The 22,487-nt window shown below is 71.0% G+C and carries 15 protein-coding genes, 1 other RNA gene and 3 pseudogenes; 6 read left to right on the top strand and 13 right to left on the bottom strand.

Annotated features, from left to right (window positions below; translation table 11 throughout):
* Window positions 1-59: 59 nt before the first annotated feature.
* Both GLX30_RS21770 and GLX30_RS21765 read right to left on the bottom strand, forming a co-directional pair.
* Complete coding sequence (locus tag GLX30_RS21770) at window positions 60-662, bottom strand: hypothetical protein (protein ID WP_244258244.1); 603 nt, start codon at window positions 660-662, stop codon at window positions 60-62.
* 213 nt (window positions 663-875) lie between these two features.
* Window positions 876-1,841: a LysR family transcriptional regulator gene (locus GLX30_RS21765; RefSeq protein WP_159691538.1), complete on the bottom strand. Its 966-nt coding sequence runs from the start codon at window positions 1,839-1,841 to the stop codon at window positions 876-878.
* Between the two features lie 97 nt (window positions 1,842-1,938).
* On the opposite strand from GLX30_RS21765, the pseudogene GLX30_RS21760 reads away from it, so the two are divergent.
* Window positions 1,939-3,299, top strand: a pseudogene (locus GLX30_RS21760) (MFS transporter).
* 27 nt (window positions 3,300-3,326) lie between these two features.
* On the opposite strand, the gene ssrA reads toward GLX30_RS21760, so the two are convergent.
* From ssrA to ftsE, 5 genes are all read right to left on the bottom strand, one after another.
* Window positions 3,327-3,696, bottom strand: a transfer-messenger RNA (tmRNA) gene (gene ssrA, locus GLX30_RS21755).
* Window positions 3,697-3,836: 140 nt separating this feature from the next.
* Complete coding sequence (gene smpB, locus GLX30_RS21750; protein ID WP_159691536.1) at window positions 3,837-4,316, bottom strand: SsrA-binding protein SmpB; 480 nt, start codon at window positions 4,314-4,316, stop codon at window positions 3,837-3,839.
* Between the two features lie 18 nt (window positions 4,317-4,334).
* Window positions 4,335-5,492: a S41 family peptidase gene (locus GLX30_RS21745; protein WP_159691534.1), complete on the bottom strand. Its 1,158-nt coding sequence runs from the start codon at window positions 5,490-5,492 to the stop codon at window positions 4,335-4,337.
* Between the two features lie 67 nt (window positions 5,493-5,559).
* Window positions 5,560-6,477, bottom strand: coding sequence for a permease-like cell division protein FtsX (ftsX, locus tag GLX30_RS21740; protein WP_159691532.1), 918 nt, complete (start codon window positions 6,475-6,477; stop codon window positions 5,560-5,562).
* Window positions 6,478-6,509: 32 nt separating this feature from the next.
* Window positions 6,510-7,199 (bottom strand): cell division ATP-binding protein FtsE, encoded by a 690-nt coding sequence (ftsE, locus tag GLX30_RS21735; RefSeq protein ID WP_005316903.1) that lies wholly within the window; start codon window positions 7,197-7,199, stop codon window positions 6,510-6,512.
* A gap of 247 nt (window positions 7,200-7,446) precedes the next feature.
* Between ftsE and GLX30_RS21730 the strand changes: the two genes are divergently transcribed.
* Entirely contained in the window at window positions 7,447-7,632 is a 186-nt protein-coding gene (locus tag GLX30_RS21730; protein WP_159691530.1) for a hypothetical protein, read from the top strand.
* Window positions 7,633-7,738: 106 nt separating this feature from the next.
* On the opposite strand, the gene GLX30_RS21725 is transcribed toward GLX30_RS21730, so the two are convergent.
* The 4 genes and pseudogenes from GLX30_RS21725 to GLX30_RS21710 form a co-directional block, all read right to left on the bottom strand.
* The gene (locus tag GLX30_RS21725; protein ID WP_159691528.1) at window positions 7,739-8,422 is read right to left on the bottom strand and encodes a hypothetical protein; all 684 of its coding nucleotides are present in this window, start codon (window positions 8,420-8,422) and stop codon (window positions 7,739-7,741) included.
* 269 nt (window positions 8,423-8,691) lie between these two features.
* On the bottom strand, window positions 8,692-9,798 hold the full coding sequence (gene prfB, locus GLX30_RS21720; protein ID WP_053557245.1) for a peptide chain release factor 2: 1,107 nt from the start codon (window positions 9,796-9,798) through the stop codon (window positions 8,692-8,694).
* Window positions 9,799-9,858: 60 nt separating this feature from the next.
* The gene (locus tag GLX30_RS21715; RefSeq protein ID WP_159691526.1) at window positions 9,859-11,130 is read right to left on the bottom strand and encodes a serine/threonine-protein kinase; all 1,272 of its coding nucleotides are present in this window, start codon (window positions 11,128-11,130) and stop codon (window positions 9,859-9,861) included.
* A gap of 128 nt (window positions 11,131-11,258) precedes the next feature.
* Window positions 11,259-12,901, bottom strand: a pseudogene (locus tag GLX30_RS21710) (serine/threonine-protein kinase).
* Between the two features lie 434 nt (window positions 12,902-13,335).
* On the opposite strand from GLX30_RS21710, the pseudogene GLX30_RS21705 reads away from it, so the two are divergent.
* The 4 genes and pseudogenes from GLX30_RS21705 (at window position 13,336) to GLX30_RS21690 (ending at window position 20,405) form a co-directional block, all read left to right on the top strand.
* Window positions 13,336-16,583, top strand: a pseudogene (locus GLX30_RS21705) (FtsK/SpoIIIE domain-containing protein).
* 210 nt (window positions 16,584-16,793) lie between these two features.
* The gene (locus GLX30_RS21700) at window positions 16,794-18,158 is read left to right on the top strand and encodes an ABC transporter substrate-binding protein (protein ID WP_159691524.1); all 1,365 of its coding nucleotides are present in this window, start codon (window positions 16,794-16,796) and stop codon (window positions 18,156-18,158) included.
* Window positions 18,159-18,162: 4 nt separating this feature from the next.
* Window positions 18,163-19,509 carry a sugar ABC transporter permease gene (locus GLX30_RS21695; protein ID WP_244258243.1) on the top strand — a complete coding sequence of 449 codons (1,347 nt, stop codon included), beginning with the start codon at window positions 18,163-18,165 and terminating at the stop codon, window positions 19,507-19,509.
* The gene (locus GLX30_RS21690) at window positions 19,506-20,405 is read left to right on the top strand and encodes a carbohydrate ABC transporter permease (RefSeq protein ID WP_159691520.1); all 900 of its coding nucleotides are present in this window, start codon (window positions 19,506-19,508) and stop codon (window positions 20,403-20,405) included. The genes GLX30_RS21695 and GLX30_RS21690 overlap by 4 nt, the downstream gene beginning before the upstream one ends.
* A gap of 126 nt (window positions 20,406-20,531) precedes the next feature.
* On the opposite strand, the gene GLX30_RS21685 is transcribed toward GLX30_RS21690, so the two are convergent.
* Together GLX30_RS21685 and GLX30_RS21680 are read right to left on the bottom strand one after the other, a co-directional pair.
* Window positions 20,532-20,906, bottom strand: coding sequence for an SMR family transporter (locus GLX30_RS21685; protein WP_244258242.1), 375 nt, complete (start codon window positions 20,904-20,906; stop codon window positions 20,532-20,534).
* Window positions 20,907-20,940: 34 nt separating this feature from the next.
* Window positions 20,941-22,470 (bottom strand): bifunctional glycosyltransferase/class I SAM-dependent methyltransferase, encoded by a 1,530-nt coding sequence (locus GLX30_RS21680; RefSeq protein WP_159691518.1) that lies wholly within the window; start codon window positions 22,468-22,470, stop codon window positions 20,941-20,943.
* Window positions 22,471-22,487 lie beyond the last annotated feature (17 nt).

Genomic DNA, 22,487 nt, shown 5'->3' with positions numbered 1-22,487 from the left:
CGGCGTACGACGCGCTTGGGGCTCCGCTGTCGCGGAGCCCCTGGGGCGGGGATGGTCATCTACAGTGCGCCTTCTTGCACGGGCTGTTCGGGAGTATCACTGGGCGCCGTGGAGGCGCCCGGGTCCACGGGAGGACTGACGGCCGGGGCGGGAGCGCTGCTCCGGGGTGCGCCGGGGCTCGCGGCCGGGCCGGTGGCACCCGTCCCGGAGGACGGCTGCTGCGGGGAAGGGGACTTCGAGGCGGGCGGCGCCACGTCCGGCAGCGGGCTGCCGTCGCCCGCGCTGCCCGACGGCAGGGGCAGGGACGCGCCGGCGGAGTCGGAGGGGGCGGGGACGCCCGGTGGGGCGTTCGGCGAGGGCACCGTGGACACCAGGTCGGTGGGTGCGGGCTGGATCTCGACGTGTTCGGGCTGCTTCTCCCCGGCCGACCCGAGGCCCGGCATCCACGGCGCGCTGGAGTTGCCGCCGAGGAGGGCGGCGACGAGCGTGATCGCGTAGACGGCGCACGCGGCGGCCAGGACCCAGCCGATGCGGCGGAACTTCTTGCTGCGCCGACCGCTCTCGTCGACGAAGACGGGCCCCTCCACGCTGTCCTGGGAGGCGATCGGTTCCACCGGCAGGTCGCGCAGCTTCCGCCCGAGGCCGTCGAGTTGAATCGTCACCTCGTGCGGCTCGTGCGTGTGACCGGTACCGACGTCTTCTTGCCAATTTTCCATGGCTTGTGGCACATCCCCCCACTGACTGGAATCGGGTGCGCGCACAACCGACCGGCCCACGTTCGAATTCGGGTCCCCAACCCGCTCCGAGCGCTTCTATCCCACTCACTCACCCGGTCCATGAATGTAGCGCAACCTGCTGCACGTCGCGCGCCACGCTCAGCGGTTGTCACACATCAGCGACATATCACGTTCCGGCAACCATCCGTCGGGCGCCCTTTCCAGCCACCCTTCGCGCGCGGCGAGTTCGGCCGCCGCCCGCCGCAGCGCGTCGAGGCCGGGATGCCGCAGCCCGGCCCGCCAGACCATCGACAGCGGCGACAGCGGAACGGGGTCGACTATCGGCCGAAGAACCGTCCCCGGCATGGCCGGAAAGCCCACGACCGCGAGGACCGGGTTGCGGGTCTTCGCCATGACCCGCCGGAACTCCTCGACCCCCACGGCCATGGGTGCCGGCGGCGCCACAGCGATACCGCGGCCCGCGAAGAGAAGCCGTGCCAGCTCCGTCCACTCCAGCGTCCGAGGGTTGCCCGCACCGGCATATACGGTCTCACCCGCGAGAGCGTTCAACTCGATCCGGTCGCAGTCGGCCAGCGGATGGTCGTCGGGCAGCAGGACCGCCATCGGCTCGTACCGGACGGGCTGCTGGGCCAGCAGCGCCTGCCGGCCGGCGTCCAGGCCGGCGAACCGGCCGAAGGAGACATCGAGGCGTCCGGCGGCGATCTCGTCGGCGGCCCCGGTGAGCCCGCTCTCGAAGCGTGCCATCAGCTCGCAGTCGGGAGCCAGTTCGCGGGCGCGTTCCAGGATCCGTCCCGAGGTCATGCCCGCGCTGTTGAGGTCGACGAGCAGCGGCCGCGCGGCGCCGGAGACGGCGGAGAGCAGTTCGTCCTGCGTCTCGAGCACCCGCCGGGCGTACGGCAGCAGCCGCTCGCCGTCCGCCGTCAGCGCGACCTGCCGGGTCGTGCGGACGAACAGGTCGACTCCCAACTCCCTTTCCAGCCGCCGGACGTCCCGGCTCAGGGCCTGCTGGGCGACGTAGAGACGGGCGGCGGCGCGGGTGAAGTGCAGCTCGTCGGCGACGGCGACGAACGCGCGGAGCAGCCTGGGTTCCAGATCACGGGGCACAGCGCATTCAACAACACAGGTGCGTGAACGGCCACCGAGCAGGTGTTGGACCGGCCGCAGGGGCGGCGGCGAGGGTGGGGCCATGCCCAGGCCAGCCATGCCGCGTTCAGCCACGCCCCCTCCGGCCGTGTCCCGATCCGCCGCGTCCCGATCCGCCGCGTCCCGTCCCGTCCGTGTCGACGGCACGGCTTGCGCACCGCTGCTCGCGGTCACCGGCGACTCGCTGGTGCTGGCGCCGCGCCGTCGGACCGGGCCGCCCAGGGGCTCCTCCGCCGGGACCGGCCGGCCGCCGGGGCCTTACCGGCGGCTGTTCTCCGCACCCGGCACCCGCGCCTTCACCGCCGGGAACCTCGTCGCCCGGCTCCCCATGGGGATGTTCAGCGTCAGCGCCGTCATCATGATCGCCGGGTCCCGCGGCTCCTACGCCCTCGCCGGGGCCGTCACGGCGACCGGTCTGGCCGCCACCGCGCTGGTCGCTCCCTGGACGGCGCGGCTCGTCGACCGGTACGGACAGGCGCGGATCGCTGTCCCGGCCACGGCCCTGGCCGTTCTCGGGTCGCTCGCGCTGCTGCTGTGCGTACGCCTCGACGCACCCGACTGGACGCTCTTCGCCACCTACGCGGCGACCGCCACCACCCCGAACACCGGCGGCATGTCACGTGCCCGCTGGGCGCATCTGTACCGGGGGACGCGGCGGCGCTGCACACGGCGAACTCGTTCGAGCAGGCCGCCGACGAACTCTGCTTCATGCTCGGCCCCGTTGTGGCCGCGTTCCTCTGCTCCGCGCTCTTCCCGGAGGCGGGCACGCTGGTGGGCGCGGTCCTGCTGCTGACGGGGGTGCTGATCTTCGCGAGCCGGCGGTCCACGGAGCCGCCGGTCGCCCCACGGGTCCCGGCCGGCTCGCCGCTGCGGACCGCCGGCATGCCCGCGCTGCTCGTCGTCCTGCTCGCCACGGGGGCGGTCTTCGGTTCGATGGAGGTCGTCACCATCGCGTTCGCCGACGGCCCGGTCGCGGGTCCGGTCCTCGCGCTCCAGGCGGCGGGTTCCTGCGCCGCCGGCCTGCTCTACGGCCGGTCCCGGCGTGGGGCGGGACTGATCACCTGCCTCGCCGCGATGACGGCCTTGATGTCGCTGCCGCTGCTCGCCGCCGCTGGGACCGGGTCGCTACCGGCGGTGGCGGGGGCGCTGCTGCTCGCCGGGATGGCGACAGCCCCCACGATGGTGACGGCCATGACCATGGTTCAGCGGCTGACCCCGCCGGCGCAGATCAACGAGGGCATGACACTCGCGGTGACCGCTCTGCTCGGTGGCGTCGCGGTCGGCTCCGCGGGCGGCGGGTACGTGGTGGAACACCTGGGCGCGGCACAGGGCTACGCGATCCCGGTGTGCGCCGCGGCGCTCGCACTCGTCCTGGCGTGGGCGACGGCCCAGGACACGAAAAAGGCCCGGAAGCCGTAGCCGCCGAGCCTTCGTCGTACATGGGATGAGTGGAGATGGCGGGAATCGAACCCGCGTCCAACGGTGCAGAATCAGGGCTTCTCCGTGTGCAGTCCGCTGCGCTTTTCTCAGCCCCGGAGATCACGCGGACAAGTCTCCGACGGGCTCAGTCACTGTTTGATTTCCCTACGCGCCCCGTGACCGGGCTCGTAGGTTTAGTTCCCTAGCTGATGCCAGGATCCGGGTCGGGAACAGCCCCGGGCTGACACTTCGCAAGTCGCTACTTAGGCAGCGAGGGCGAAGGAATCGCGCTTGGTGTTGGCGATTATTGGTTGCGACATATGGTTTACGAGATCATTGCCGCTTCCTCGACACGCTTCCCCTGCTTCGACATCCGCTGTCGAAACCGATCATCCCCATGTTGACCACTATTGAGTTGTCCCAGCTCAGGACCCTTGCGGGCCCGGCCCTGCTTGGCGGGGCAGGTGCCATCGTACGTGAACAACACGGGCCGGTGCCAGCCTATTCCGCACGGCTGCGGCCGGTGCCGGTCGCGTGCTAGGCCCGCTGCCTCCGGCGGACGGCGGACATCGCGCGGTCCGTCTCGCGGCGGTCCTGCTTCTCGCGCAGCGTCTGGCGCTTGTCGTACTCCTTCTTGCCCCTCGCCAGCGCGATCTCGACCTTCGCCCGGCCGTCCTTGAAGTACAGGGCCAGCGGCACGATGGTGTGCCCCGTCTCCTGCGACTTCGACTCCAGCTTGTCGATCTCTTCGCGGTGCATCAGCAGCTTGCGCTTGCGGCGTGCGCTGTGGTTCGTCCAGGTGCCCTGGCTGTACTCCGGCACGTGGACGTTGTGCAGCCATGCCTCGTTGCCGTCGATCTGGACGAAGCCGTCCGCGAGCGAGGCCCGGCCCTGGCGCAGCGACTTCACCTCGGTGCCCATCAGCACGAGACCGCACTCGTAGGTGTCGAGAATGTGGTAATCGTGCCGCGCCTTCTTGTTCTGCGCGATCAGTTTGCGCCCTGTTTCCTTAGCCATAGTGCGGACATTTTCGCACTACGACCGGCCCCCGAGGCCACTCAATACTGTCCGGGCCCTCTTTTCGGCCCCCTCGGCCGTCACGAGGTCGGGAGTGATGCCCTTGTCGTCGACGCTGTGACCGGACGGGGTGCGGTAGTGACCGACGGTGAGTTCGGCGACCGAGCCGTCGGGCAGTCTGCTCGGCATCTGTACCGAGCCCTTGCCGAAGGTCCGCGTACCGACCGTCACCGCACGGCCACGGTCCTTGAGCGCTCCGGTGACGAGCTCGGCGGCGCTCATGGTGCCGGCGTCGACGAGCGTGACCACGGGCCGCTGTGTGTCGCCGCCCTGCTCGGCATGGAGAGCTCGCTGCTGGCCGCGCACGTCGTACGTGGCGACGAGGCCGCCGTCGAGGAAGGCCGACGCCGCGGTGACCGCCTCGGAGACGAGGCCGCCGTCGTTGCCGCGCAGATCGAGCAGGACCCCGGCGCCTCGGGGCGCCTCGCGTACGGCCTTGCGCACCCGCTCGCCGGTGCCCTTGGTGAACGAGGAGACCCTGATCACCACGGTGCCGTCGGGGAGACGGTCCACGGTGACCGTCTCCGTGGTCAGCCGGGCGCGCGTCAGGGTCTCGGACCAGCGGCGCCCCTCGCGTTCCAGGTCCACCGTCACAGTGGTGCCGTCGGCGCCTCTGAGCAGGGCCACGACCTCGGTGACCGGCCGCCGGGCGGTGTCGCGTCCGTCGATCGCGAGGAGCCGGTCGCGGGCCCTTATCCCGGCCCGCTCGGCGGGGCTGCCCGGCTGCACCCTGGCCACCTCGATCCGGCCGTCCGCGGCGCGTCTCGCGCCGAGGCCCACGCCGGTGTACTCGCCGTCGAGCGCCTTGGCGAACTCCTCGTACTCGTGCTTGTCGTAGACGGCGCCCCAGCGGTCGCCGCTGCGGCTGACGACCTCCTCCGCCGCCTTGGTACCGGACTTCCCCTCCGCCGCCGCCTTCGCGGCGGCGCGGGCGACGTCCTCACGGTCCACCGTCGCGGCGGCGGCATGTGCGGAGAGCGGACGGGGCGAGGCCGGCTCGTCGTGCGGCAGGCAGTTGGTGGCCGCGGCGGTGGCGAGAACGACTCCGAAGGCCAACGTCAGCGCGGCCCCGCGGCGGATGCCGTGGGGCCGGGGACTGAACTCGGGGTCCGACATGGCGCCGAGTCTAGGACAAGCAAAGGGCGCCGTACGGAGGTTGACCGCACGGCGCCCGGGGCGCTTGTCACACCTTCAGGTACTTGCGCAAAGCGACGAAAGCAGCCACAGCGGGCATCAGCAGCCCGATCGCCAATACCAGCGGCAACTTGGTGATCACGGCGTCCCAGCCGATGAAGTTGACCAACTGCATCTTCTCGGAGAGCGCCAGGCCGTGGTCGATCAGGAAGTAACGGCCCACCAGCAGCATCACGGAGGCGACCGCACCGCCCAACAGGCCCGCGAACGCGGCCTCCATGATGAACGGCATCTGGATGTAGAAGCTCGAGGCGCCGACGAGCCGCATGATGCCCGTCTCACGCCGACGGCTGAACGCAGAAACACGCACGGTGTTGACGATGAGCATCAGTGCGATGATCAGCATCAGGCCCATGACGAAGATGGCGGCCACGTTCATGCCGTTCATCAGGGAGAACAGGTTCTCCAGGATGTTGCGCTGGTCCTGGACGGACTGCACCCCGTCCCGGCCGGCGAAGGCGGTCGCCACGACCTTGTACTTCTCCGGGTCGTCCAGCTTCACCCGGAACGACTCCTGCATCTGGTCCGGGGTGATGGTGGACGCGATGGGGGTGTCGCCGTACTGCTCGCGGTAGTGCTTGTACGCCTGTTCCGCAGTCTCGTGATGGACCACGTCGACGACGTCCATCTTCTTCAGATCGGCTTCGATCTGCTCCTTCTGCGCGGTGGTGACGGCCCCCTTGGCGCACTGGGGCGACGTCGACGCGTCGTTCTTGTTGCAGAGGAAGATGGAGACGTTGACCTTGTCGTACCAGAAGTCCTTCATCGTGCTGACCTGCTCACGCATGAGCAGCGCGCCGCCGAACAGGGCGAGCGAGAGGGCTACGGAGACGATCACCGCGAAGGTCATCGTGAGATTGCGGCGGAGACCGACGCCGATCTCCGACATGACGAACTGGGCGCGCATGGCGTGCTTTCAGCCTTTCAGTCTGTCCGGGCTCAGTGCTGGTAGCCGTAGACGCCGCGCGCCTGGTCGCGTACGAGACGGCCCTTCTCGAGCTCGATGACGCGCTTGCGCATCTGGTCGACGATGTTCTGGTCATGGGTCGCCATGATCACCGTGGTGCCCGTGCGGTTGATCCTGTCGAGCAGCTTCATGATGCCGACAGAGGTCTGCGGGTCGAGGTTTCCCGTCGGCTCGTCCGCGATGAGCAGCATGGGGCGGTTGACGAACGCGCGGGCGATGGCCACACGCTGCTGCTCACCACCGGACAGCTCGCCGGGCATCCGGTCCTCCTTGCCGCCGAGCCCGACGAGGTCGAGCACCTGGGGCACGGCCTTGCGGATCTCGCCACGCGGCTTGCCGATGACCTCCTGGGCGAACGCCACGTTCTCCGCGACGGTCTTGTTGGGCAGGAGGCGGAAGTCCTGGAAAACGGTGCCCAGCTGGCGGCGCATCTGGGGCACCTTCCAGTTGGAGAGCCGGGCCAGGTCCTTGCCCAGGACATGGACCATGCCCTGACTGGCGCGCTCCTCACGCAGGACCAGCCGCAGGAACGTCGACTTGCCCGAACCGGAAGAGCCCACGAGGAAGACGAACTCGCCCTTCTCGATTTCGAGGGAGACGTCGCGCAGAGCAGGTCGGTTCTGCCTGGGGTATGTCTTGGAGACGTTGTCGAATCGGATCACGGGTGCACCACGGTCGGCCGGGAGTAGGTGAGCGTGACCTTACGCGACTGGGCCACGGCCGCGCAGTCCCCGTCCTGACTTGCGCATTTTGTCCGTTCATCGATCGGGGGCAAATCCGGCGGGCCGCGACGAAAAGCGCGGGAGCTGGCACAGTGGTAGGGGAACAGTCGCGTTTCCCCGGGCGTTGTCCGGAGAGAAATGTGCTTGCGGTCCGCGCCTGCGGCCCCGGCGCGGGAGAGGAGAGCGCATGACCTATGACCGATTGGTGTGCGCCAACTGCGCGGCGCCCGTCGCAGAGGGCCGCTGCCCGGTTTGCCGGGCGAATCGTGAGCGGCTGCAGCAGGGCGACGGCCCCTTCGCCGGTCTGAGCCCGGTGACACTGCTGGCCCTGCTGGTGGTACTGGTCGCCGCGGTGGCTCTGCTGGCGGTCTAGGCGCCCGCGCGCCGGTACGGCCGAAGCGGAAAGAACGACAGAAGGGCCCGGAGTGCCGAGCACTCCGGGCCCTTCCTGTGTCAGCTGTCAGCTACGCACTGTGCCGTCAGGCGACGGTGCGGCCGCCACCGACGAGGCGCGGCAGCATACGGAAGCCGATGCCACCGGCGATCATCGTCGCGGCGCCCAGCAGCAGGAAGGTGGTCTCGGCGGCGCCGGTCTCAGCCAGCTCCTCCTTGGCCTCACCCTGCTGCACCGGCTCGGAACCGGCGTTGTCGGTGTCGGTACCGTCACCGCCGCCGACCGGAGCGTCACCGTCGATGACGCCACCGTCGGTGTCGTTGTCGTTACCGTCACCCGGGGTGCTCGGAGTCGGGTCGGGGTCCTCGGTCGGGTCCGGGTCCTCGGTCGGGTCCGGGTCGACCGGCGGGGTCGTGGGCGGGTCCACCGGCGGAGTGGTCGGCGGGTCGACCGGCGGGGTCGTGGGCGGGTCCACCGGCGGAGTGGTGGGCGGGTCGACCGGCGGAGTGGTCGGCGGGTCGACCGGCGGAGTGGTCGGCGGGTCGACCGGCGGAGTGCTGCAGAGCGTCGGGTCGATCTCGCAGTCGTCCTTGATGCCGATGCCGGCGTCGATGCCACCCTCACCGGCGTTGGCGGACACCTCGACGGGGCCGACGTCGATCCCGATCCCGACGGCGCTCGCGGCGCCTGCGGCGGTCAGCGACGCACCCGCGGCGATCACGGCGCCGGCGGCTATACGTGCGACACGGATCCGCGTCTTCTTGGTCATCTGGCTGCTACCCCCAGTAGCTATCTCGTTGTCGGAGCAGCGTCAGGGGCAGCGGGTTCAGGAGCCGTTGCACGTGCCCCCGTTCGCACACGCCCCAGAATTACGCATGCCGCGTGCCACCTTTCCCAGTTCTGGCAAGGGCGTCAAGGTCGTTAGCGGACGCGATGTCCGAAATGCTGTCAGTTGCCTGACCTGCGGGGATGCAACTGTGACATAAAAGGGAACTGCCGCCCCACGGGCGGCAGTTCCCTTGTCGACAAAGCTCTTCGCTACTTGTCCTGCTGCTTGCGCCAGCGAATTCCCGCTTCGAGGAACCCGTCGATCTCACCGTCAAGTACCGACTGGGGATTGCCCACTTCGAAGTCGGTGCGCAGGTCCTTGACCATCTGGTACGGGTGCAGCACATACGAACGCATCTGGTTGCCCCAGGAGTTGCCGCCGTCGCCCTTGAGGGCGTCCATCCTGGCCTGCTCCTCCTGACGGCGGCGCTCGAGCAGCTTCGCCTGGAGGACGTTCATCGCGCTCGCCTTGTTCTGGATCTGCGAGCGCTCGTTCTGGCAGGACACCACGATGCCGGTCGGGATGTGCGTCAGCCGCACCGCGGAGTCGGTGGTGTTGACGCCCTGGCCGCCGGGGCCCGACGCGCGGTAGACGTCCACGCGCAGCTCGGACTCGTCGATCTCGATGTGATCGGTCTTCTCGACGACCGGCAGCACCTCGACGCCCGCGAAGGACGTCTGACGGCGGCCCTGGTTGTCGAAGGGCGAGATACGCACCAGTCGGTGTGTGCCCTGCTCGACGGAGAGCGTGCCGTACGCATAGGGCGCCTTGACGACGAAGGTGGTCGACTTGATGCCGGCCTCCTCCGCGTACGAGGTCTCGTAGACCTCGGTGCCGTAGTTGTGCCGCTCGGCCCAGCGCAGGTACATGCGCTGGAGCTGCTCGGCGAAGTCCGCGGCGTCGACACCGCCCGCCTCGGCGCGGATGTTGACCAGCGCCTCGCGCTCGTCGTACTCGCCGGAAAGGAGGGTGCGGACCTCCATCTCGTCCAGCGCCTTGCGCACGGACTCCAGCTCGGCCTCGGCCTCGGCCCGCGCGTCCGGGTCGTCCTCGGCCTCCGCGAGCTCGAAAAGGATCTCGAGGTCGTCGATCCGGCCGCGGAGTGCCTCCGTCTTGCGGACCTCGGCCTGCAGGTGGGACAGCTTGCTGGTGATCTTCTGCGCCGCCTCGGGGTCGTCCCACAGGGACGGTGCCGCCGCCTGCTCCTCGAGCACGGCGATGTCTGCCCTCATCCTGTCGAGGTCCAGAACGGCCTCGATCGACCCCATGGTCGAGGAAAGGGACTTCAGCTCTTCGGATACATCGACGACTGCCACGGGTCCAGCGTAACGGCTGAGCGGCCGGACCAGTGCTGGCCCCGGCGGCCGGCAGCGGTGCTAGGGCTCCGAGGGCGCCGACTGCTGGAAATCCGGGGGCGGTACCTGTCCGTCGTCGTCGCTCACTGCCAGCCAGCCGCCGATGCCGACCGCGGCGACGACGGCGAGCGCGACGACGCCGAGAGTGATCCGGCGCCTGCGGACCGCGGTCGACCTGTTGCGGGCCGACCCGGGCCGGCGCTGGCCCGGGGCGCGCGGTGCCCTCGCCGTGCCGTGGGCCCCGCCCGCGAGTTCGTCCGGCGCGGGGACGCGCATCGAGGTGTGGGTGTCGCGGTTGGAGTCGGCGGGGGCGGCGCCGGGGACGAGGGGGACGGCGCCACGGCGGCGCGGTTCCCCGGCGGTGGGCGGCAGGGCGTCCTCGTAGGGCAAGGCGGCCGGCTCCGCGTCGGGCTCGTCGACGTCCAGGGGCGGCATGCCCTTCAGCGTCGGCAGCAGATCGTGCAGCCGGGCCGCCACCTCGGAGGCGCGCAGCCGGGAGGCGGGTGCCTTGGCCAGGCACTGGACGATGAGCTGCCACAGCTCGTCGGGGATGCCGGGCAGCGGCACCACGGTCTCTGTGACGTGGCGGCGCAGGACCGCGCCGGGGTGTCCGCCGCCGAACGGGGTGAAGCCGGCCAGGACCTCGTAGAGGACCGTGGCGAGGGCGTAGATGTCGACCGCCGCGCGGGGCGGCAGGCCCTCGACGATCTCGGGCGCGATGTAGTCGGGGGTCCCGATGATGCCCGAGGGGTTCGGCGCACCGCTTCCGGTGGGCCGCTGGGCCTTGGTGCGGCGCGGTGTGTCGATCAGCTTGGCGACGCCGAAGTCGGTGAGGAGCGCGGGGTGCGAGCCGGCAGGCCCGAGCGGGCCCTCCATGTCGAGCAGGATGTTCTCCGGCTTGACGTCCCGGTGCACGATGCCCGCCGCGTGGGCAGCCGCGAGGCCGTCGGCGACGTCGGCGATGATCGCGACAGCGGCCTCCGGCGCGAGCCTGCGCTCACGGTCGAGACGTGTCCGCAGGTCGGTGCCGCGTACGAGCTGCATGACCAGAGCCAGGTCGTTGCCGTCGACGACGAGGTCGCGGACGCCGACGACCCTGGGGTGGTCGAGCCCGAGCAGGGCGGTGCGCTCCTGGACGAAGCGTCCCACCAGCTCCTGGTCGGACGCGAGGTCCTCGCGAAGAAGCTTGATGGCGACAGGGCCCTCGGGTCCTTCGCCGAGCCACACCGTGCCGGCGCTGCCCCGCCCCAGGATCTGGTGGGCCGTGTACCGGCTGCCGATATTCCGTGCCAAGACTGCTCCCTCAGCGGCTGGCGTTGCCCCACAACGTACGCGGGCATCGGGGCCTGTGTGCCCCGGATGACACCAACCTCCACTTCTGCGGGATAAATAAGCCCGCAGAAGTCGACAAAACGACAGAGTTACTGCTGGTTACCGATCTGGTCGGCGGTGTCCTTCGCCTCGCCGAGCTTCGAGATCCAGTCCGTGACCGTCGAAATGCCGTCGCCGATCGCGTCCCAGTAGCTCTTGCCCTCCGCCACCCAGTCCTGGAGCGGAGTGAGCTCCCAGATCAGCCAGCCGGCCACGACGAACAGCAGCACCGTGAACAGGCAGCCCTTGAGGCAGCCGAGACCGGGGATGCGCATCGGGTTGGCGCGCTGCCTCGGCTGGCGGGGCGGACGCTGGGCCGGCGGCTGCTGCGGTGGTGCGTACTGCTGCTGTTGCGGCGGCGGTGCGTACTGCTGACGCTGCGGCTGGTGCTGCGGCTGGTGCTGCGGACGCTGCTGGGGCGCCGGCGCGTACTGCTGCCGGGGCCGCTGCGGACGGTTCTGCGGAGGCTGCTGCGGGGCCTGGCGCTGCGGGCGCCGGCGCAGCGGGTCCTGGCTCGGGTCGAGGTACTGGACCTGCGTCTGCTCGTTGCGGTCCCGGGCCGCACGCAGCTGGGACTGCCAGGGGTGCGGCTCCTCCGGTGCGGGCTGCCCCGGCGGCACGGGCGGCATCACGGCTGTCGGGTCGGCCGTGCCGCCGGGCTGCCCGGTCTGCGGCATGACGCTGGTCGCCGCGGAGGGGTCGTAGGCACTGCTGCCGCCGGTGTTCGGCAGGACCTGCGTCGGGTCGGCGGCGCCGGGGGTCTGCGGCACCGGAGCCGGCGCGGGGTCCGGCGCGAGGAGCGCGGCGACACCGAGCGCGGCGTCGACCTGGGCGGCGTTGGCGTGCACGCCGATCCCGGCGGCGACGGTACGCAGACCGCGGGCGAGGTTCTCGGCGCTGGGACGCTCCGAGGGCTCCTTGCGCAGGCAGCGCTCAATGACCGTCCACAGCGGCTCAGGAAGGGTCGAGGGGCGGCGCGGCTCCTCGCTGAGGTGGCGGTGCAGCACCTCGAGCGCCGTGCCCCGGCGAAGGGGGGACGCCCGGTGACCAGCTCGTAGAGCAGGATGCCCGCGCCGTAGATGTCGACCGCCGAGGTCTGCGGGCGGCCCTCCGCCGACTCCGGCGCGACGTACGCGGGGGTGCCGACGAACTCGTGCGTCCTGGTGAGGCCCGGGGAGTCCGCGAGGCGCGCGATGCCGAAGTCGGTCAGCATCGGGTGCATCTGACCGTCGGCGTCCGTCTTGAGCAGCACGTTCGCCGGCTTCAGGTCGCGGTGGACGACGCCGTCGGCGTGGCTGGAGGCGAGCGCGTCCGCGATCTGGGCGGTCATCAGCGAGGCGGCGACCGGGCTGAGCGGGCCGCTCTCGCGCAGGTACCGGTGCAGGTCCGGGCCGTCGATCAGGTCCATGACGAGGGCGAGGAGATCCCCCTCGACGACGAGGTCCCGGGTCCGGACGATGTTCGGGTGGGTGAGGCGGAGCAGGACGGAGCGCTCCCGGAGGAAACGCATCACCACGTCCGCGTCGTTCGCCAGCTCCTCCTTGAGGACCTTGATCGCGACGGTCTCACCGGGCTGGCCCGCGACGGCCGCCTCGGCGCCCGCGGTCTCCCTCTGACGGGCTCGCCAGACGGTGCCCGTGGCGCCGCGCCCGAGCGGCTCCTCGAGCAGGTACTTGCTGCCTACCGGCCGCACGTCATGCGCTCCCTGCTGATCGTGATCCTCACATGGGTCCCGGTCCGCCGGACGATTTCGGCCCACCGGGTTGTCCGACCCACTTTAGGGGGTGTCCGTCCGGTCGCCCCTGTTCGATGGACAGACGCGGGCATCGTACGGATGGTTGCCGGGTGCGCGCGCACTGAACATCACGATCCCCTCCGTCCGTAGTTCCTCAAGATGACCTTTACGGGATACCACCACGTGCTTTTCCGTCCGGATTTGTTACCCGGGCCGACCGGTCAAGATCACTTATGGGTGGGCGGCGGGCGTGTTGTCGGTGGCGGATGCGAGGATGCCTCCAGCACGGAGCCGTGGGGAGGGAGCCCCTGGCGCGTGCCGACCTGCCGGGTGGGGGCGATCTGGGCGGCTTCCCTGCCGGGCACCCCGCGCAGAAGGGATGGCTGACGGCGATGCAGATCCGGCTGACTGTTCTCGCGCCGCGCGGCGGACAGCCCGCGCCCGCCGCGCGCCCCTGCGACGTGATCGTGACCGCACCGGCGGGTACCGCGCTCGCCGCCGTCGCCTCCGGTCTCGCCGCCGCCGTCTCCGGCCCCGACGTCTCCGGCACCGTCGTCCTCTACGCCGGACAGGAACGCCTCGATCCGCAGCGCCGCACCCTCGGCGAACCGCCACTGGTCGACGGCGCGGTGCTGTCCCTCCAGACGCCACCCGACGACGAGAACCACGACGAGGTGTCGGCCCAGTTGCATGTCGTGGCCGGGCCCGATGCCGGAGGGGTCCATCTGCTGCACGGCGGCCGGATCAGCATCGGCCGCTCGGCCGACGCCGACGTACCGCTGGACGACCCGGACGTCTCCCGGCTGCACTGCGCGGTGACGCTCGCGGACGACGGCCGGGTCACCGTGACCGACCTCGGCTCCACGAACGGCACCACGGTCGACGGAACCTCCGTGCACGCCCGCCCGGTGCGCCTGCCGGCCGGTGCGCTGCTCCGGCTGGGCGAGTCCACCCTGCGCCTCTCCCCCGGCACCCCTCCACCTTCGCTTCCCACCACTCCGGACGGCGAGGGCCACCTCCGCGTCCCGGGTCCGGCCTCCCCCGCTGTCGACGGCGGGCCCGTGCCGGGCCCGGGCGGCTCCACGGGCGCGTACGAGGCAGGGGCGTCCCCCGGGGGACACGGCCGGTGCCTTCATGGGCGTCGACCTCCGGCGGGTCGCCGGACGACACGCCACCGGCCGACGCCGACCACTCCCACCGGGCACCCGACGGCGGCCCGGCCACTCGGCCGTACCGCCCCGACGCCCTGGGGACACCCACACACGGCCACGCCAGGACGGAGCCGCCGGGCCGGTCAGGCCGCCCGGCCGCCGCCCCGGCGCACGGCGACTCGTCCCGGACGCACCACATGCACGCCCCCCTCGTCGACGACACAGCGCCCCGGGTCCCGGCGCAGTACACGTACGACGCCCATGACCGCGTCCCGGACCGGCCCGGCGAGCCGTCCCCCGAGCGCGCACCCGCGCGCGGGACGGGCGAGCCCGCAGAGGCGCCCCGGCGCCGGGGCATAGGTGCCTGGGCCAGGCGGCTGGCCGGCGGCCGGGAGGCCGCCGCCCCGCAGGAGAGCGACGCGACCGGCCCCGCGGCCCGCGCGGCCACGCCCACCGTCGAGAGCTGGCCCGACCCCGCTGCCGTACTGCTCACGGCGCTGGGCCCCGGCCCCAGGCTGTGGGAGCGCGGCCCTCGGCACCCCGAGTCGCTGGTCCTCAGGCTCGGCACGGCGGACCGCGCCGAACTGCCGTCCGTGCCCGTGACCGTCGCCCTGAGGGAGGCCGGGTCGCTCGGCCTCGCCGGTCCGCGCGCGCGGCTCGCGGGCCTCGCCAGGTCCGCGGTGGCGCAGCTCGCCGCGCTGCACTCGCCAGGTGACCTCGAGATCGTGCTGGTCAGCGCGGACAGGGCCCGGTCCCTGGAGGAGCGCAAGGCGGAGTGGTCCTGGCTCGGCTGGCTGCCGCATCTGCGCCCGGCCCACGGCCAGGACTGCCGGCTGCTGCTCGCCTACGACCGCGACCAGGCCGCCGCCCGCGCCGCGGAACTGACGCGCCGTCTGGACGACGGCCCGCTCGGCACGGGCTGGGCGAGCGCCGACTCCCGGGCCGTCGCCGAGGCCGCCGCGCGCCACGACGGCCCTCGCACGGTCGTGATCGTCGACGGGGATCCCGGTTCGGCCGCGCTGCGCGAGACCACCGCCCGGCTGGCCGGCGCCGGCCAGGCTGCCGGGATCCACCTGGTCTGCCTGGCGGAGACGCCCGCCGCCTCGCCGCTCTCCCCCGTCGCAGCCACCTACGAGGCGGCCTGCGCGGCCTCGTTGCCCTTCCGTGAATGCGGGGCCGTGGCCCTGCTCAGCGGCGACGTGGCGACCGCGCTGCGCCTGATGCGGGTCGCTTCCGGGCAGCCCGCCGGCCACGGCACGGTCGGCGTGGTCGACGCGGTGTCCGCCGCCTGGGCGGAGCGTTTCGGGCGGGCGCTCGCCCCGCTGCGCGCGGAGGGCTCGAACGTGCAGCCCGGCCGGACCGCCGTACTGCCGCAGTCCGCGCGGCTGCTCGACGAGCTGGAGCTTGCGCGGGCCACCCCGGCCTCACTGATGGCGCGCTGGGCGGCGGCCTGCGACGGCACCGTCGTCCTCGGCGCCGGTCCCCGCGGCCCGCTCGCCGTCGACCTGGCGCAGGAGGGCCCGCATCTGCTGATCGAGGGCCCCGCCGGCAGCGGCCGTACAGAACTGCTGCGTTCAATCGCCGCATCGCTGGCCGCAGCGGGCCGCCCCGACCGACTCGGCCTGCTGCTGGTCGACGGAGCCGGCGGAGAGCGCGGCGAGGGGCTGACCGTCTGCACCGAACTGCCGCATGTGACCGAGCATCTCGTGGCCAGCGACCCGGTGCGGATGCGGGCGTTCGCGCAGGCGCTCGGCGCGGAACTGAAGCGCCGGGCGGCCGTGCTGGACGAGGCGGGCGTCACCGACTTCGCCGAGTGGCGCACCCGTTGGGAGGTCGCCGGCCGGATGGTGGGCCAGCGGACGTCACCCGAAGCCGCCGACCGGGGCGACATCGACTCCCCCCCGTCGGGGACGCTCAGGCTCCGTCCCGGCGGGCGTACGCGGAGCCAGGAGCCGGATCCGCTGCCGCGGCTGGTGGTACTGGTCGACGACTTCGACGCGCTGGTCGCCCCGGCGCTGGGCAGCCCAGGCCGGCCGGCGGCAGGTTCGGTCGTGCGGGCCCTGGACGCGGTGGCCAGGGACGGCGCCCGTCTGGGCGTCCACCTCGTGGCCACGTCGTCGCGGCCGGACCGCACGGCGGACACGGAGCTGGCGGAGGGTGCGCGGCTGCGTGTCGTGCTGGAGGCGCCGCCGGTCGCGCCCGGCCCTGACGACCCGGCTCCCGGCCGGGGCAGGCTGGGGCATCCGGACGGCCGTGTCACCCCGTTCCAGAGCGGCCGGGTGACGGGGCGCATCCCGCGTACGGCCACCTTGAGACCCACTGTCGTTCCGCTCGAGTGGGAACGGATGGGCGATCCACCCACCCGCCGCCCCGTCCGGGAGCTCGGTAACGGGCCGACCGACCTGGCACTGCTGGCCAGTGCCCTGGAGCGGGCGGCGCGGTCGGTGGATGCGGCGCCGGTGGGGCCGTTGACGCCTGCGCATCCCTGACGGGCGGCGCTGCGGCCATTTGACCTGACATCACGTCACGAGGACATCACGAAAGAGTGATAGGGCCCGGGGGCGGTATTGCGACACCCGTACAGCGGGCGTAGACCTGTCGGCACGGACCGGCAACGGGACGTCGGACAACCGGTCCGGCGCAACGGGACAGCGCAATCAGGTCAGTCGGAAGCAGCGCACAGGAGAGACGGGGCAGTGATGCGCAGAACTCTTCGTACGGGCAGGGCCGCAGTGGTGTTCGCCGCGATCGGCGCTCTCGCCCTCACCGGATGCGGCGGCGACAGCGACGGCGGAGAGCCGGGGGACGGCGGCCCGACCAAGGGCACCGAGTCGCCCTCGTCGGTACAGCTGCCCAAGCTGAACGGCGAGAAGATCCAGGTCGCCGCCGTATGGAGCGGCCCGGAGCAGGAGAACTTCACCAAGGTCCTGGACGAGTTCGAGAAGCGCACGGGCGCTACGGTCACCTTCGTCCCCGCGCAGGACCCGATCGTCAACTTCCTCGGTACGAAGATCGCAGGCGGCAGTCCACCCGACGTGGCGATGCTGCCTCAGGTCGGCGCGATCCAGCAGGCGGTGGCGCGCAAGTGGGCCAAGCCCGTCGGCGCGGAGGCCAAGGAGCAGCTGGCGAAGAACTACTCCAAGGGCTGGCAGGACCTCGGCGCGGTCGACGGCACGCAGTACGGCGTGTACTACAAGGCCGCGAACAAGTCCCTGATCTGGTACAACAACACCGTTTTCGAGAATGCCGGGGCCACGCCGCCGAAGACCTGGAAGGACTTCATGTCCACGGCGGAGACGATCTCCGCCTCGGGTGTCACGCCGGTGTCCATCGCCGGAGCGGACGGCTGGGTGCTGACCGACTGGTTCGAGAACATCTACCTGTCCCAGGCGGGCCCGGAGAAGTACGACCAGCTCGCCAAGCACCAGATCAAGTGGACCGACCCGTCGGTGAAGGACGCCCTCACCACGCTCGGCGAGCTGTTCGGCAAGCCGAATCTGATCGCGGGCGGCACGGACGGCGCCCTCCAGACGGAGTTCCCGGCGTCCGTCACCCAGACGTTCAGCGGCGGTGACGCCCCCAAGGCCGCGATGGTCTTCGAGGGCGACTTCGTGACCGTCAACATCGCGCAGACCGACGCGAAGATCGGTACGGACGCGAAGGTCTTCCCGTTCCCGGCCGTCGGCGCGAAGCCGCCGGTGGTGACCGGCGGGGACGCGGCGGTGGCCCTGACGGACAGCAAGGGCGCCCAGGCGCTGCTGACGTTCCTGGCGTCGCCCGACGCCGCGGCGATCCAGGCGGCGGCCGGCGGCTTCATCTCTCCGAACAAGTCGCTGGACGTGGCCGCGTACCCGAACGACGTGCAGCGGGACATCGCGAAGGCGCTGATCGCGGCGGGCGACGACTTCCGCTTCGACATGTCGGACCAGATGCCTCAGTCGTTCGGCGGGACGCCCGGCAAGGGCGAGTGGAAGATCCTCCAGGACTTCCTGAAGAACCCGCAGGACGTCGCGGGCACCCAGCAGGCGCTGGAGGCCGAAGCGGCCAAGGCGTACAAGAGCTGAGGTCGTGTCTGCCGTCACAGCGGGGGGACCGGCTCGTCCGGATCCCCCCGCCCGTCAGCGTAAGAGTGTGACAGGAACACGTAAAATAGTCGCGGCCGGCTTTCTGCTGCCCGCGCTCGTGCTGCTGGGCGCGCTCGTGGTCTACCCGATCGGGTACTCGCTCTACAGGTCCTTCTTCGACCAGTCCGGCGCCGGCTTCGCCGGGCTCGACAACTACGTGGAGATCTTCACGGACGACACCATCCTGACCGCGGTCAAGAACAACGCGATCTGGGTCGTCGTCGCACCGACGGTCTCCACCGCCCTCGGTCTGATATTCGCGGTGCTCACCGAACGGGTCCGCTGGGGCACCGCGTTCAAGCTGATCGTCTTCATGCCGATGGCGATCTCGATGCTGGCCGCGGGCATCATCTTCCGGCTCGTCTACGAGCAGGACCCGGAGCGCGGTGTGGCCAACGCGGTCTGGGTGGGCGTGCACGACACGTTCGAGGAGTCGGCCGGATACCCACGGGCCCGGCCCCTGCCGGTGCACCCGCTCGAGGCGGCCGGCGGCGGTGCGTTCGTCACCAAGGAGCCGGTCTCCGCCGGGACACCGGTGCAGCTTCCGCTGGTCGGCGTGGCGCCCGCGAAGATGCCGTCCGACGCGGAACCCGCCAAGGCGGCGGACCCCGGCGACGGCGAGATCCACGGCACCGCCTGGCTGGACTTCACCCGGGGCGGCGGCGGCAGACCCAACGTCGTCGACACCCAGGAGCTCGGGCTCAAGGGCATCAGGATCGAGGCGGTCAAGGACGGCAAGGTGGTGGCGGACACCCGTGCCGCCGCCGACGGCACGTTCAGCCTCCCGGCCTCCGCCGACGGTGCGCTGCTACGGCTGCCCGCCGACAACTTCCGCGAGCCGTACAACGGGGTCGACTGGCTCGGCCCGTCCCTGGTGACCCCGGCGATCATCGGCAGCTACGTGTGGATGTGGGCGGGCTTCGCCATGGTGCTGATCGCGGCCGGTCTGGCGAGTGTGCCGCGCGAGCTCCTGGAGGCGGCACGCGTCGACGGCGCCAACGAATGGCAGGTGTTCCGGCGGATCACGGTGCCCTTGCTGGCGCCCGTGCTCGCGGTCGTCCTGGTCACCTTGATGATCAATGTGCTGAAGATCTTCGACCTGGTCTTCATCATCGCGCCGGGCTCCTCCCAGGACGACGCCAACGTCCTCGCCCTCCAGCTCTACCGCTCCTCCTTCGGCACGGACGCGGACCTGGGCCTCGGCAGCGCGATCGCGGTGCTGCTGCTTCTGCTGGTACTGCCGGTGATGTTCTTCAACGTCCGGCGGATGCGAAGGGAGACCCGGCGATGAGCACGAGCGACACCGCGGCGAAGAGCGGCTCCCCGACCAGGGCCAAGCAGTCCGTCGCCGCCCGGATCGCGGCCGCCGCCGGGGGCGGCGCGCTGCGCGTCTTCCTGATCCTCGCCGCCCTGTTCTGGCTGATGCCCACCATCGGCCTGCTGCTCTCGTCGCTGCGCGACAGCGGCGACATCGCGGCGAGCGGCTGGTGGAAGGTGTTCACCGCCCCCGCCGAGATCACCACCGAGAACTATTCACGGCTGCTGCAGAACGAGACCATCACCGATTCCCTGCTGTCCACGGTGGTGATCACGGTCCCGGCCACCGTGCTGGTCGTGGTCATCGGGGCGCTCGCCGGATACGCCTTCGCGTGGATGGAGTTCCCCGGCCGAGACTGGTGGTTCATGGTCGTGGTGGGCCTTCTGGTGGTCCCCGTGCAGGTCGCCCTCGTCCCCGTGTCCGAACTCTTCGGCGTGATCGGCATCTTCGAGACGACGATCGGCGTGGTCATCTTCCATGTGGCCTTCGGTCTGCCGTTCGCGATCTTCCTGCTGCGGAACTTCTTCGCGGAGATCCCACGGGAACTGCTGGAGGCGGCCAGGCTCGACGGCGCGGGCGAGATCCGTCTGTTCACCCGTGTCGTGATGCCGCTGGGCGCCCCCGCGATCGCCTCACTCGGGATCTTCCAGTTCCTGTGGGTGTGGAACGACATGCTGGTCGCGCTGATCTTCGCCGACTCGGAGAGTGCACCGATCACCGTCGCACTCCAGCGTCAGGTACGGCAGTTCGGCAACAACATCGACGTGCTCGCGCCCGGCGCGTTCCTGTCGATGATCATCCCGCTGGCGGTGTTCTTCGCCTTCCAGCGCCAGTTCGTCTCCGGTGTGATGGCGGGCGCCGTCAAGTGACCGGCTGACGGACACGGACAACGGCACACCGTCCTGCGCGAGCGGCGGCCCGGTCACCCCGTGACCGGGCCGCCGCCGCATGACGCGGTCCCTACAGGCGCACGGCACCGAGCCGCAGGGACAGGCTCAGCGCGGCTGCCCGGCCATGACGGTGACCAGGCCGGCCACCACCATCAGGGAACCGGCCCAGGTCCACACCGAGGTCCGCTCGTGCAGCACGGTGGAACTGGCCAGCACGATCAGCAGATAGCCCAGCGCGTTGAACGGATAGGCGATGTTCAACGGCACCTGGGCCAGCGTCGACATCCAGGCCACGGCGGACACGCCGAAGACGACGAGGCCGACGACGACCCAGGGTGTCGTCGCGGCGCGCGTCATCAGCGAACCCCCGCTGTGCTCCGTCACGGCGGCCGCCGCGCGCATGCCGTGTTTCAGCATGATCTGCCCGGCCGCCGAAGAGAAGACCGCGAGGAGCAGCAGCAGCACGCTGGGCAGGGTCACGTTCTTCCTCCTGGGCGGCGGTCGGAGCCCGGTGTCAGGTGCCGGCACCCACGCGGTCGGCGAGTTCGGCGGGGACGTACTGGCGGTTGAGAATGTCCTGGACATCGACGTGCTCCCCGGCGACGATCGTCTGCGCCGCGTGCGGGGTGAGCACGGCGACGTACTGGTAGCCGAAGAGTGTCGGCCGCACGCGGGTCAGCAGCCGGGAGATGCCGCCGAGGGTGCCGGCGACGACGCCGCCGCCGAGCACGGACCAGAAGGGCGCGCCGGTCGAGGTGACCTGGAGCTGGTCGAAGCCGGCGGCCCGCACGGTGCGGCGCAGGCTGCCGCGGGTGAAGAAGCGCAGATGGGTCTCGTCGAGGATGCCCCGCCGGTCGTAGCCGAAGACGCCGAAAGCGACCCTCAGCCGTGAGTACCAGTGGCTGAAGTTGGGCACCGACAGCAGCATCCGGCCACCGGGACGCAGCACCTCCCGCAGCTCCCGCAGCACGTGCTCGGGCCGGGACAGATGCTCGATGACGTCCCCGGCGACCACGTAGTCGTAGTCGGCGCCGACCTCGGGCGGCAGGCCCTCCTCCAGGTCGGCGAGGAGGAACTCGGAGCAGCGGTCCCGCACGCCGGGCACCTCGACGAAGTCCAGGCCGGTCACGGTGTGGCCGAGGTCTTCGAGACGCTCGGCGAACAGGCCGCCGGAGCAGCCGACGTCGAGGACCCGGCCGGGCGGCAGCCCTCGCATGATCTTGAGGATGGCGGAGTGCGAGGAGCCGTCCCCCTCCTTGAAGGCGTAGTCGACGGGCTTGGGGATCCAGGGGCAGGTGCCGAAGCCCTTGAGGGCGAGCCGGTACTCGAGGACGTCCTTGACCACGTCCTTCGCGTAGCGCAGGCCGTTCACGTAGCAGATCTCGTCGCCGTAGTAGGTGGGGACGGGGATCTCCTTGATGCGCATCCCGGCGTCGAGCAGCTGGACGATGATCTGGGTGTCGAAGTCGAAGGCGTCGGTGTTCCGGTCGATCGGCAGCCTGCGCAGCGCCGCGACGCTGTAGGCGCGGTAGCCGGAGTGGAACTCGGTGAGACGTGAGCCGAGCAGACCGTTCTCGAAGCGGGTGAGGACGCGGTTCCCGAGCCACTTGTAGAACGGCATGCCGCCCTTGAGCGCACTGCCGGAGCGCATCATCCGGGAGCCGAACACCGCCTCGCACTCGCCGCGTTCGATGGGGGCGACCATCTCGGGCAGCAGCTCGGGGGCGTACTGGCCGTCGCCGTGCAGAAGCACCACGATGTCCAGGCCTCGTTCGGCGGCGAGAGCGTAGCCGGCCTTCTGGTTGCCGCCGTAGCCGAGGTTCTTGGTGTGCCGCATGACGACGGTCGGCGGCATGCCGTCCAGCTGCGACCAGCGGCAGCCCGCGGTGAACGTCCCGTCGCTGCTCGCGTCGTCCAGGATGAGGATCTCGGCGATACGGGACCGGAAGTCCTGGGGGATGCGGTCGAGCGTCTTCTCCAGCGTGGATTCCGCGTTGTAGGCGACGACGAGGATGCCGATCCGCGGGCTTGGGATTTCCTTCACTGGGGCTTCTCTACTCT

Source organism: Streptomyces sp. Tu 2975 (assembly GCF_009832925.1).
GTDB lineage: Bacteria > Actinomycetota > Actinomycetes > Streptomycetales > Streptomycetaceae > Streptomyces.
The sequence above is the reverse complement of the archived record's forward strand: the minus strand, read 5'-3'. Positions and strand labels throughout refer to the sequence as shown.